Origin of the sequence: Acinetobacter sp. ANC 4216 (genome assembly GCF_004331195.1) — a bacterium.
GTDB lineage: Bacteria > Pseudomonadota > Gammaproteobacteria > Pseudomonadales > Moraxellaceae > Acinetobacter > Acinetobacter kookii.
In genome coordinates this window covers 1-12,082 of sequence record NZ_SJOC01000018.1, presented here as the reverse complement: position 1 = coordinate 12,082, position 12,082 = coordinate 1, and the positions used below count along the sequence as shown (strand labels likewise).

Sequence of the window (12,082 nt, the reverse complement as noted above, 5' to 3'; positions counted from 1 at the left end):
TTATAATGATGCTTATAATAAATATAAATCTAAGCACGGTTAATTTTATAATCAATTTTCGATTACTATATGAAAATTATAAGCTTTTGAAATTTAATCCCATCGATTCATGACACAGATCAGTCATCAATCAATAACACGAGCAGCGTACCTATGTTGATATTTATCTGGGGATTTATTTTCCTTTTAGCCATAGCAGTAATTTTTTTGATTTGGGCACAATTTACCAATCAAGGTGCTGCCCTCAGTGAAATTCAATTGAATCAACAATTGGAAACAAAAGTGATTCATCTGGAAGAAAACCTTAAAAAAACCCTGGAAATTATGCAGGACCTGGCGAAGAAAATGCATATTCAGCAAGAGGTAATTGATAAGACCACGACTAAACTGAGTCAGGTGGAATCCCAAAATGCCGAATTGATTGGACTATTGGCAAAAACGGTTCATTCAACCGACAAAACCTCACTTTAATTTAAAAATTTAAAGGCAAGCTTTATGCCCGTAGCATTCTTAAAACTGCTGCGGATGCCATACTTATGGCCAGCGTAGGTGATAAAGAAAAACGTGATGCTGCCAGCAGGATAATGGTAATAGCAATCATATTCGCGGGGTTGTCATTGACAAAATATGTTGCAATGACTGAGTTCAGCACGCTGCCGGGCACAACTTCTATAATTTGGGATTGCTTATTGCTGAGTGTTTTATTTTTGAGTCAAACATAGCGCAGGATACGTGTCAGATAGATATTACAGAACAGCATAGGTTCACCTGAAAAGAAAGCAACATGACATACCTTCTTATCGCCGGGTCGAAGCAAATGGCATACGCTTGAATCTGATAGAAAAAGGTCAGGGCCCGCTGGTCCTGTTCTGCCACGGATTTCCAGAAACTTCCCATGTATGGCGTAACCAGTTGTCCGCACTAGCCGCTGCAGGCTACCGTACTGTCGCACCTGACCTCCGTGGTTATGGGGGTAGCGACCGGCCAGAGGCAGTCGGCGCGTATACGGTGCTGCAAGTGATCGGTGACATGGTCGCTCTTATGGATGCGCTTGGAGAGAAGCAAGCCGTCATTGTTGGAGGGGACTGGGGTGCGATGATAGCTTGGCAAGCAGCACTTATCCGGCCAGACCGATTTCGTGCGGTCACGGCACTGGGCGTGCCTATGATGGGACGTGCACCCATGCTACCCAGCAAGCTTTTCCCACAAACTTCCGATGCTTGGTTCTACACACATTACTTTGCATCACCGGGGCTTGCGGAGCGTGAGCTGGAAGCCAATGTTGCTGCAACCCTGCGAAAAATATACTTTGCCGCTTCAGGGGATGCCGGCCCGCGTGATGATCCCAAAACACCGAATCCGTTTGGAATGGTTCCTCGCTCTGGCGGATTGCTCAGCACTCTGCCTGATCCTCAAACCCTACCAGGTTGGCTTGGTCTTGATGACTTTACCTTATTTGTGCGCTCATTCGAGCAAAGTGGCTTTCGGTGGTCTGAATTACTAGCGCAACCTAGACCAAAAATGGGAATCAGAAGTTGCTTTCAAGGCTTGCATGTCAATGTGCCCGCAATGTATCTCTTTGGTGAACGAGATACCGGACTTGCCATTCCTGGGATGAAAGATATCATCAATGCAATGCCTTTTTTAGTGCCTCAGCTCCAAATATCTCAAGTCATCCCAAAGGCTGGTCATTGGCTGCAGCAGGAATCGTGCGATGTGGTCAATGCTCTACTTCTGGGTTTTCTTGATTCCCTCTAAAAAGTCTTCGAGCGCGATGTGCTTGTTAGCGCTCCCCATGTAACATGAATGTTCATCACAAGCATGGAGAGTGACCAGTTATATTGCAAAACAGAGGGCATTTCTGATGTTAATCCAGGCAAAATAACGTGATCCCAGTGCCTGGAGTGGCTAACTTATATTTGATTTTAAAGTCGCGAGATAGAGTCAAAGTATAAAAATTATTTAATTGGCAATGAATCACATCTTTTATGCAAAAGTCTGATGCACAGTAAAGATGATCGTGCTAGACTAGGAGAAATCGGGTGTGCTCCCGATTTTTTTATGCGGATTACTTCCGCGCTGACAAGTATTTAGGTTTACAACATGCCCATTTCAGAGACATGGTTATTACCTGATGGTGTAGCTGATGTATTACCAGAACAAGCGCAAGTAATAGAAGCTTTGCGCCGTGAAGCATTGGATTTCCTCGCATCTCGAGGTTATCAGCTGGTGTACACGCCATTTATCGAATACATCGAATCTCTTTCTTCTCTTTCAGAATCGAATCAAGATTTAGACTTAGCCACTTTTAAAGTCATCGACCAGCTTTCTGGCCGTTTGCTGGGTGTGCGTGCCGATATGACACCGCAAGTGGCCCGTATCGATGCGCATGTATATCCGGTCGAAGGTGTAGCGCGTTATTGCTACGCTGGTACGGTTTTACACACTAAGCCTCAAGGTTTTAATACCACGCGTGCCCCGTTGCAACTGGGTGCGGAACTTTTTGGTTCAGACAGTATTGATGCTGACGTCGAAATGATTGACGTAATGCTCAACTTATTAAAAACAGCAAGCTTCGCGGATGGCATCCATCTGGATTTAGGGCATGTGGGCTTGTTCCGCAGTCTGGTTAAACATGCTGGTTTAACCAAGGCGGAAGAAAATCAGCTTTCGGATCTTTACCAGCGCAAAGCCTTGCCTGAACTGGCTGAATTCACACAAGAATTAAAATTCGGTGCAGATTTTTATGCACTAGGCCGCTATTCAAGTGATTTGAATGCCTTAGAAGCCAACCTCAGTGCTGAAATTATTGCAGACCTGGCATTCAAACAGGCATTTGATGCAGTAAAAACGACCCGGTCTGAAATTCAGACACGTTGGCCAGACTTGCATATTGGTATTGATGTTGTGGAACTTCGTTCATATCACTACCACACTGGTTTAATGTATGCCGTCTATGCGCCAAACCGTGCAGCACCGCTGGCCCAAGGTGGTCGTTATGACGGCATTGGCGAACATTTTGGACGCGCGCGCCCGGCAACAGGCTTCTCTTGTGACTTATATGCACTCAGTGCAGGTCAGTTCAAACAGGTTCAAAAAGTGGTTGCACCGAAAGGTACAGACAAAGCATTGCTTGAGGCGATCGCTGCTCTGCGTGCACAAGGCTTAAGTGTGATTCAGTTATTAGGTAATGATGATTTAAACTCGATTCCGTTTGCGACTCACCAGTTGGTGAACAAGGCGGGTGAGTGGACAGTCGAACCGATTTAATCGCAGAACTGGATGTTCATGTCATTCAGTTGTGTTTTCTATTTTAACAGCATGATGCAATGAGGCTATTATGGGCAAGAATGTTGTGGTACTCGGTACCCAATGGGGCGACGAAGGTAAAGGCAAAATCGTCGACCTGCTCACAGATCAAGCGGCAGCGGTCGTTCGTTATCAAGGCGGACACAACGCAGGCCATACTCTTGTGGTTGGTGGTAAGAAAACTGTATTACACCTCATTCCATCTGGTATTTTACGTGAAAACGTACTGTGCTTAATTGGTAACGGTGTTGTACTTTCACCGGAAGCGCTGATTAAAGAGATGGATATTCTTGAAAAAGAAGGCGTGCCAGTACGTGAGCGTTTACGTATTTCTCCAAACTGTCCGTTAATCCTTCCAAACCACATTGCACTTGATCAGGCACGTGAGAAAAAACGTGGCAATGCAAAAATTGGTACAACTGGCCGTGGTATTGGTCCTGCGTACGAAGATAAAGTTGCACGTCGTGCAATTCGTGTTGCTGACCTGGTACGTGGTGGTGAACATCTTAAAGCTCAACTTACCGAGCTTCTTGAATACCATAACTTCCAGTTGACTCAATTCTACGGTGTAGAAGCGGTTAATGTTGAAGATGTACTTGCTCTTTGCGACCAATGGCGTGAAGTTGTTGCTCCATTAGTTGTGGACGTAACAGGTGAACTTCATAAATACCGTAAAAACGGTGACAACATCATGTTTGAAGGCGCGCAAGGTTCACTTCTTGACGTTGACCATGGTACATACCCGTATGTAACGTCTTCAAACACGACTGCCGGTGGCGTAAGCTCAGGTTCAGGTCTTGGTCCATTACACCTTGACTATGTATTGGGTATTACTAAAGCCTATACAACACGTGTAGGTGCTGGTCCATTCCCAACTGAACTTGTTTACGATGCTGCGAACGATGTTGGTGATGCAATCGGTAAACACTTGGGTACTGTAGGTTCAGAATTTGGTGCGTCTACTGGCCGTCAACGTCGTTGTGGTTGGTTCGATGCTGAAATTCTTCGCCGTTCAGTAGAAGTAAACTCACTTTCTGGTATCTGCTTGACTAAACTTGACGTTCTTGACGGTTTAGAAGAAGTGAAAATCTGTGTCGGTTACGAAGCTGCTGATTCTGGTTGCGTAGGTTCTTCTGATGCCCTTGCATTCGAAACGTTAAAACCAATCTACGAAACCATGCCAGGCTGGTCTGAGTCTACTTTTGGTGCTAAATCAATTGATCAGTTACCAGAAGCTGCACTTAACTACGTAAAACGTCTTGAGCAATTGATTGAATGTCCAATCGACATCATTTCAACTGGTCCAGACCGTGAAGAAACAATTATTCTTCGCCATCCATTCGAAGCTTAATCTGCCCAGAATCAGGACGTATAAAAAGCCCCACAATTGTGGGGCTTTTTTTTTGCCGGTTTTATTTGGAAAAGATAGCAACATGACATATGCGAAGGATTTTGCCAGACTAAAGTTGCATCTGAGCATACTGTTTAATTCACTTGCACTTGCTAGAATGTCGAATATAAAACAAATACAAGGTTGTGCATGATGCATAAAAATATATCAGCGACGATGTTTTATTCATTACTGTTTGCAATGGGTGGTGCACCGACGATTGCCATGCTGGTTATTCAGGCACAAACACAGGATCCCGCAATTATTAATGCGGCGTTCATTGGATTAAGTGTCATCGTTGCATGTATTTTGGTTCCGGTCGTGCTTATTCAAAATGCGTTTTTATTTTTTAAGCGTAAAAATGAACAACTGGAACAGAAAATTAAACCACTTTGCCAGATATATTTGGGGCTGAATGTATTGTGTTTAATTTATTGGCTTAGTTTTCAATTTCTTAAATAAGCCTGTTTACATAAATGATATGATTGTGGAGATAATATTAATTTAAAGATTATCCACTATTTCATATAATCTCTTGAAAAGAGATATCTATTTTCAAGGTGGAGATTATTATAATGAACAGCAAGCTGATTTTAAGTTTGTGTGCAGCAAGTGTAATCACGATTTCCGGTTGTACTACTGTAGCGGACATGGCAGGGGCAGACTCATCCACATTAAATGTTACTGCTGCGCAGGGCTTTAATAAGACTGTTCAGGAAGCGAGTGCCAATAAAACCTTAGATACTTCATCTGCGACTTATAAGCGAATTAATTCGGTATTTTTACGTCTAAAACCTTATGGCGACCAAATCAACCAGACAGGTCAAAAGTTCGACTGGCAACTGGCTGTGTTGAAATCAGACCAGATCAATGCTTATGTGGCACCAGGTGGTAAAGTGGTGTTTTACACTGGTATTGTGAATAAGTTAAATCTGACCGATGCTGAAATTGCAGCGGTGATGGGCCATGAAATGGTGCATGCCTTGGAAGAACATTCCAAACAAAAAATTGGTGCACAGGCTTTAACGGACCTGGCGTTAAACATTGGTTTGGGCTATGCAGGCAATAATGTCGGTCAATTGGGCGCAGCAGCAGCTCAGTTAGGTGCACAGGTGGGTGTAGGTTTGCCCTATTCACGTAGCCTTGAAAGCCGTGCTGACCAAGGTGGTTTGATGCTGATGGCGCGTGCCGGTTATAACCCTCAAGCCGCAATCACGCTTTGGGAAAAAATGAACAAGTTAGAAGGTGCGGGCGGTACATCATTCCTGTCGACTCACCCTTCAAATGGTCAGCGTATTGAAGCAATGCGTAAAAACTTGCCAGCTGCTCAAGCCATCTATAACAGACGTTAATCAGTCGTTAAGCAAAAAAGGATGCAATAAGCATCCTTTTTTTTGTATGCAAAGTTTTTGATTTTAAAAAATATAAGTTATTTGACGCAGGTGAAGCAGCGCTTCACCTTAATGAGTTGCGGCGGAATATCTATGGTGCCGGATTCGGCTGCTGGCGGTGAATCTCTTCAATGCCCTGTAAAACTTCTGCCGATAAATCAATGTCAAAAGCCTGAATATTTTCTTTCAGTTGATCCAGATTGGTTGCGCCAATAATGGTACTGGTCACAAAGAATTGCTGCTTGATAAATGCCAATGCCAGTTGGGTCAGGGTTAAACCATGCCGTTCTGCAAGCTGAGCATACTGTTCGTTTGCCCATTCACTTTCAGGATTGCTATAACGGCTAAAACGGGAAAATAGGGTAACCCGTGCATTGGCTGGACGAGCGCCATGACGGAATTTACCGGTCAGGTAACCAAAAGCGAGAGGTGAGTAAGCAAGTAAGCCGACATTTTCATAATGGGCAATTTCAGACATGCCAATTTCATAAGTCCGGTTCAGCAGGTTATAAGGGTTTTGTACGCTGACAAATTTTTCCAGGCCTAATTTTTCAGCCAGATGTAAAAACTTTAAAGTTCCCCACGGGGTTTCATTAGACAGCCCGATATAACGGATACGGCCTTTTTTAATTTCATCACTTAAGGCACTTAAGGTTTCTTCCAGGGCAGTGACTTGCTGCTGGTTTTGCGCTTCTGTGTTGCCATAGCCAAGCTTGCCAAAGAAATTGGTTGGGCGTTGTGGCCAATGTAACTGATACAGGTCGATATAATCGCTTTGTAAACGTTTTAAGGAACCATCAAGTGCCGAGCTAATCTCAGCTGCAGTAAAGCGGGTTTTGCCGTCACGGATATGGCTGCCGCCTTGTGAAGGACCGGCAATTTTTGAAGCAATGAACAGCTGGTCGCGCTGACCACGCTGTGCAATCCAGTTGCCCAGGATGGTTTCAGTTGCTCCTTGAGTTTCAGGCTTTGGCGGTACCGGATACATTTCTGCCGTATCCCAGAAAAATAACCCTTGATCTAAAGCATATTCAAGCTGTTGAAAGGCTTCTGCCTGGGTATTTTGTTCGCCAAAGGTCATGGTGCCCAAACAAATTTCAGGAAGCAGAATCCCGGTGTTGGCTAAAGGTTTGAGTCGCATAAAGGTGGATCCTTTAATTTTTATCAAGTTTGAAATCGTGCACTAGGCTAACTGATTTTCGGATCGGCGTTAAATCATGAATTGTTTTAAAGTTGTCATAAAAATTTAAAAAGAACAGCTCAGAAACATAGACATAAAAAAAGCAAATCTCAGGATTTGCTTTTATGGTGAATGGAAGAAAACTTATTCTTCATCATCCTCGTCTTCTAAAGACGCATCATTTTCTTCAGCAGAAACATCATAAATCAGGATGGCTTTACCATCGGTCTGAATCATGCCTTGTTCTTCCAAGGTTTTTAGGACACGGCCGACCATTTCACGCGAACAACCCACAATACGGCCAATTTCCTGACGGGTAATACGGATTTGGCGGCCATTTGGTAAAATCATGGCTTCTGGTTGTGAAGAAAGGTCAATCAGGCAGCGTGCAATACGGCCGGATACATCAATAAATGCCAGGTCAGTCACTTTACGTGTCGTATTTTTTAAGCGACGTACAAGCTGGGCAAATACGGCATAGCTCAGGTCTGGATACTGTTTGCTTAATTCGTGGAAGTTTTCATAGGTGATTTCGGCAATTTCACATACGTCACGTGTACGAACTTCTGCAGTACGTTGTGGATTTGCTTCAAAAAGACCCATTTCCCCAAAAAAGTCTCCAGCATTCAAATAAGCAACTACAATTTCACGTTCATCATCTTCACGTAAAATAATGGAAACTGAACCTTTTAAAATCAAATAAAGCGATTTTGATTCTGAGCCTGCATCTACAATTGCAGTGCGTTTTGGATAACGATTTATATAGGCACGTTTTAATAATGCTTTCACTGACTCTGGAAGTTGACCTGGAGACAGTGCATCAGTGCTAAGTTGTGAAAAGTTTGAAGTCATGCTAACGGTTCCGAATATGGATAATTAATAGATCGCACAAGACCTAAAGTGAACTTGTCACACAGAAGAGCTGAAATTCCTTCTCAACTCAATTTATGTTAGTGTACAGGTACATCGTAAATTTATAGTTTTTTTCAGGTAGTTGCAATGCAAACAAGCGTTCATTGGCTAGAGAATGTTGCTTTTGAGGCAAAATCGGAAAGTGGTCACCAAATCGTGATGGATGGGGCTGAAGCATATGGCGGTCAAAACCGTGGACCACGTCCTATGGAATTGATATTAATGGGACTTGGTGGGTGTGCTTCCTTTGATATTGTGACGATTTTAAAAAAATCACGCCAAGATGTGACGGATGTCGTGTGTCAGCTCAAAGCTGAACGTGCGGATAGCATCCCAGCCGTGTTTACCAAAATCCATTTACATTTCGTGGTAACGGGTAAAGCAGTCAAAGAAAAACAGGTCGCTAAAGCAGTTGAACTTTCAGCTGAAAAATATTGTTCTGCAAGCAAAATGTTATCGGATGGTGGTGTAGAAATTACCCACGATTTTGAAATTATTGAAGCGGAATAATCCACTTTAGATGGCAATTCATTTCCGGATTGCCATTTTTATGCTGTATCAGCATTAAAAAATACCCATAAAGATAAAGATTCCCTCCTGAGAAGGATTTAAAAATAATCTATAGCATTTTAATAGATCTTTTCCTCCAAACATTCAATCCTAGAAGGTTCATCAAGCAGATGAATTGACTCATAGTCAAAATAAATTTTCAAAAGTCTCATGGCATTTATTTAAAAGATACAAAAAAATATATATGGAATAAAATTTCATATATAAATGACCCAAATGAACTTGAAAAAACTAGCTTAAATACCCATATTATAATTAAGGTTTATATTTAACTTTAATTATATTAGTTCTTGAAATTTAAAAATATTTTTTAAAAATATTATTGAAAAATATCAAACCATTCCCATCTTTTATCCAAGTACAAAATTTGTTGTGAGGAAAATAAGAATGCGTTTTGAAAAATTTACAAACCGCTTGCAGCAAGCTCTATCAGATGCTCAATCTCTGGCCATGGGTAAAGACCATACTGCCATCGCGGGTATCCATATTTTATCGGTGCTACTGGAAGAGCCTGCCAATATCAGCCTGTTTCAGCAAGCCGGGGCAAATCTGCGTGATCTGCAAACCAAAGTGCAGCAAGCATTAAATGATGCACCGACCATTGCCAATCCGACTGGAGATATCAACCTTAATCCTGAAGCAGTACGCGCTTTGAATCTGGCAGACAGTTATGCCCAAAAAGCCGGAGATGAATTTTTATCTACCGACTGGGTGCTACTCGCTTTGGCTGAAACCGGTGCAACCAAAACTTTACTCAACAATGTCGGCGTAACCAGTGAAAGTTTACGCAAAGCGATTGAAAAAATTCGAGGTGACGAAAAAGTCATGAGTAATACCCATGAAGATCAACGTGATTCACTCAATAAATACACCATAGACTTAACTGAACGCGCCATGTCCGGCAAACTGGATCCGGTGATTGGGCGAGATGAAGAAATCCGACGTACCATTCAGGTGTTGTCACGTCGTACCAAAAACAATCCGGTACTGATTGGTGAACCTGGTGTAGGTAAAACGGCGATTGTTGAAGGTTTGGCACAGCGTATTGTTAATGGTGAAGTTCCAGAAGGCCTGAAAGGTAAACGCGTTTTATCTTTGGACTTGGGTTCATTGCTGGCGGGTGCAAAATATCGCGGTGAGTTTGAGGAACGCTTAAAAGCTGTTCTGAAAGACCTGGCCAAACATGAAGGCGAAATCATTCTGTTCATTGATGAGTTGCATACCCTGGTGGGCGCAGGTAAGGGTGAGGGTGCCATGGATGCAGGCAATATGCTGAAACCTGCATTGGCCCGTGGTGAGCTGCGCTGTGTAGGTGCAACCACGCTGGATGAATATCGTCAGTTCATTGAAAAAGATGCCGCACTGGAACGCCGTTTCCAGAAAGTATTGGTGGATGAACCAAGCGTTGAAGATACCATTGCAATTCTGCGTGGCTTAAAAGAAAAATATGCGACCCATCACGGGGTGCAGATTCTGGATTCAGCCATTATTGCTGCTGCGAAAATGTCTCACCGTTACATCACTGACCGTCAATTGCCGGATAAAGCCATTGATTTGATTGATGAAGCAGCTTCACGGATTAAAATGGAAATTGATTCCAAACCTGAACCACTCGACCGCTTGGACCGCCGTTTAATCCAGTTGAAGATGCAGTTGGAAGCGGTGAAGCAGGATGAAGATTCAGGCAGCAAAGCAGAAGTTTCACACCTGGAAAAACAGATTGCAGAAGTGCAGAAAGAATACAGCGATCTGGAAGAACAGTGGATTGCTGAAAAACGGCTGGTTGAAGGCACCAGTCAGGCGCAAGTAGAACTGGACAAGGCACGTACCGCATTTGAAAAAGCCCAGCGTGAAGGTGATTTGGCAGAAGCCAGCCGTTTGCAATACGGGGTGATTCCTGAATTGCAAAAACGTCTTGCCGCTGAAGAAGTCGCAGAGGAAAACGGTGAGGAACCGAAACTGATCCGTACCAAAGTCACTGAAAATGAAATTGCAGAAGTGGTCAGTGCTGCAACGGGTATTCCTGTTGCGAAAATGCTGCAAGGTGAGCGTGAAAAACTGCTGAATATGGAAGAATTCCTGCATAGCCGTGTGGTTGGGCAGGATGAAGCTGTGGTGGCTGTGTCCAATGCGGTGCGCCGTTCACGTGCAGGCTTGTCTGACCCGAACCGTCCAAGTGGTTCGTTCCTGTTCCTCGGTCCAACCGGGGTAGGTAAAACCGAATTGACCAAAGCTTTGGCAAACTTCCTGTTCGACAGTGATGATGCCATGGTGCGTATTGACATGAGTGAATTCATGGAGAAGCATTCGGTCAGCCGTCTGGTGGGTGCGCCTCCGGGATACGTTGGTTATGAAGAGGGCGGGATCTTGACTGAAGCGGTACGCCGTAAGCCTTATAGCGTGGTGTTATTCGATGAGGTCGAGAAAGCGCATCCAGATGTGTTTAACATCTTGCTGCAAGTACTGGATGATGGCCGCTTAACCGACTCACAAGGCCGTGTAGTGGACTTTAAAAATACGGTGATTGTGTTGACTTCCAATCTGGGTTCACAAGATGTTCGTGAATTGGGGGACAACGCATCTGATGATGAAGTTCGTGCAGTGGTGATGGGTGCTGTATCTCAACACTTCCGTCCGGAATTTATTAACCGTATTGATGAGTTGGTCGTGTTCCATTCACTCAAAAAAGCACAAATTCGTGGTATTGCCGATATTCAGTTGGAGCGTTTACGTGAACGTTTAAGTGAAAAAGATATGAGACTAACAGTGGATGACAGTGCGTTTGATCAGTTGATTGAAGCTGGTTTTGATCCGGTGTACGGTGCTCGTCCATTGAAACGTGCCATTCAACAGCAAATTGAAAATAGCTTGGCTCAAAAAATCCTGGGTGGTGAATTTATCCCAGGAGATACCATTCATGTTAAGGGTGAAAATGGTCATCTCGAGTTCGAGAAAATGAAATTAAGTTAGTTACTTGTCTTTACTAAAAGATAAAAATTGAGAAAAACCTGGCTTCGGCCGGGTTTTTTTATGCCTGACAATTTCAGTCGAAAAAGTGAAATTTTAGGTAAAAAATTGACATAATTTTTAAAGTTTTTTTGGTTTTTTATGTGTGTAAGTTATTAATTATTAAAAAATAATTATCTTTTGTTAAAAAAATTAATTATAACCCGAATCTCGGATAAGAAATTGACTTGAAAAATAAGCGGACTAGAGCCATCAGTTGAGTTACCACACAAAACTCACAACTCTAGTCCTGATGTTTAATAGTACCCAATTATTCTGTGTAATTGATGATTTCTTTATTAAATTTGAAGCAACTTATTGGAA

At 43.0% G+C, this 12,082-nt stretch carries 10 protein-coding genes and 1 pseudogene; 8 read left to right on the top strand and 3 right to left on the bottom strand.

Annotation, left to right across the window (positions count from 1 at the left end; genetic code table 11):
* Positions 1–153: 153 nt before the first annotated feature.
* A complete protein-coding gene (locus tag E0H88_RS13830) occupies positions 154–471 on the top strand; it encodes a hypothetical protein (RefSeq protein ID WP_409976756.1) in 318 nt (105 codons plus the stop codon).
* Between the two features lie 22 nt (positions 472–493).
* Here E0H88_RS13830 and E0H88_RS16170 read toward each other — a convergent pair.
* A pseudogene (locus E0H88_RS16170) lies at positions 494–760 on the bottom strand (AzlD family protein).
* A 68-nt stretch (positions 761–828) separates the two neighbouring features.
* Here E0H88_RS16170 and E0H88_RS13820 point away from each other — a divergent pair.
* The 5 genes from E0H88_RS13820 to E0H88_RS13800 all read left to right on the top strand — a co-directional run bounded on the left by E0H88_RS13820 (position 829) and on the right by E0H88_RS13800 (position 6,051).
* Positions 829–1,758: an alpha/beta fold hydrolase gene (locus E0H88_RS13820; RefSeq protein WP_213074931.1), complete on the top strand. Its 930-nt coding sequence runs from the start codon at positions 829–831 to the stop codon at positions 1,756–1,758.
* Between the two features lie 345 nt (positions 1,759–2,103).
* Positions 2,104–3,270, top strand: coding sequence for an ATP phosphoribosyltransferase regulatory subunit (locus tag E0H88_RS13815; protein WP_131274603.1), 1,167 nt, complete (start codon positions 2,104–2,106; stop codon positions 3,268–3,270).
* Between the two features lie 70 nt (positions 3,271–3,340).
* Positions 3,341–4,660: an adenylosuccinate synthase gene (locus E0H88_RS13810; RefSeq protein WP_131274602.1), complete on the top strand. Its 1,320-nt coding sequence runs from the start codon at positions 3,341–3,343 to the stop codon at positions 4,658–4,660.
* 192 nt (positions 4,661–4,852) lie between these two features.
* Complete coding sequence (locus E0H88_RS13805) at positions 4,853–5,161, top strand: hypothetical protein (protein WP_092818485.1); 309 nt, start codon at positions 4,853–4,855, stop codon at positions 5,159–5,161.
* A gap of 113 nt (positions 5,162–5,274) precedes the next feature.
* A complete protein-coding gene (locus E0H88_RS13800) occupies positions 5,275–6,051 on the top strand; it encodes a M48 family metallopeptidase (protein ID WP_092818484.1) in 777 nt (258 codons plus the stop codon).
* A 130-nt stretch (positions 6,052–6,181) separates the two neighbouring features.
* On the opposite strand, the gene E0H88_RS13795 is transcribed toward E0H88_RS13800, so the two are convergent.
* Entirely contained in the window at positions 6,182–7,231 is a 1,050-nt protein-coding gene (locus E0H88_RS13795) for an NADP(H)-dependent aldo-keto reductase (protein WP_131274601.1), read from the bottom strand.
* A 183-nt stretch (positions 7,232–7,414) separates the two neighbouring features.
* Positions 7,415–8,122 (bottom strand): cAMP-activated global transcriptional regulator CRP, encoded by a 708-nt coding sequence (gene crp, locus E0H88_RS13790; RefSeq protein WP_092818482.1) that lies wholly within the window; start codon positions 8,120–8,122, stop codon positions 7,415–7,417.
* A 147-nt stretch (positions 8,123–8,269) separates the two neighbouring features.
* On the opposite strand from crp, the gene E0H88_RS13785 reads away from it, so the two are divergent.
* A complete protein-coding gene (locus tag E0H88_RS13785) occupies positions 8,270–8,692 on the top strand; it encodes an OsmC family protein (protein ID WP_131274600.1) in 423 nt (140 codons plus the stop codon).
* 447 nt (positions 8,693–9,139) lie between these two features.
* On the top strand, positions 9,140–11,722 hold the full coding sequence (gene clpB, locus E0H88_RS13780; RefSeq protein ID WP_131274599.1) for an ATP-dependent chaperone ClpB: 2,583 nt from the start codon (positions 9,140–9,142) through the stop codon (positions 11,720–11,722).
* Positions 11,723–12,082 lie beyond the last annotated feature (360 nt).

Coding starts and splice junctions, on each gene's coding strand:
- E0H88_RS13830 (WP_409976756.1), top strand. CDS start 154: ATGTTGATATTTATCTGGGGATTTATTTTCCTTTTAGCCATAGCAGTA.
- E0H88_RS13815 (WP_131274603.1), top strand. CDS start 2,104: ATGCCCATTTCAGAGACATGGTTATTACCTGATGGTGTAGCTGATGTA.
- E0H88_RS13810 (WP_131274602.1), top strand. CDS start 3,341: ATGGGCAAGAATGTTGTGGTACTCGGTACCCAATGGGGCGACGAAGGT.
- E0H88_RS13805 (WP_092818485.1), top strand. CDS start 4,853: ATGCATAAAAATATATCAGCGACGATGTTTTATTCATTACTGTTTGCA.
- E0H88_RS13800 (WP_092818484.1), top strand. CDS start 5,275: ATGAACAGCAAGCTGATTTTAAGTTTGTGTGCAGCAAGTGTAATCACG.
- E0H88_RS13795 (WP_131274601.1), bottom strand. CDS start 7,231: ATGCGACTCAAACCTTTAGCCAACACCGGGATTCTGCTTCCTGAAATT.
- crp (WP_092818482.1), bottom strand. CDS start 8,122: ATGACTTCAAACTTTTCACAACTTAGCACTGATGCACTGTCTCCAGGT.
- E0H88_RS13785 (WP_131274600.1), top strand. CDS start 8,270: ATGCAAACAAGCGTTCATTGGCTAGAGAATGTTGCTTTTGAGGCAAAA.
- clpB (WP_131274599.1), top strand. CDS start 9,140: ATGCGTTTTGAAAAATTTACAAACCGCTTGCAGCAAGCTCTATCAGAT.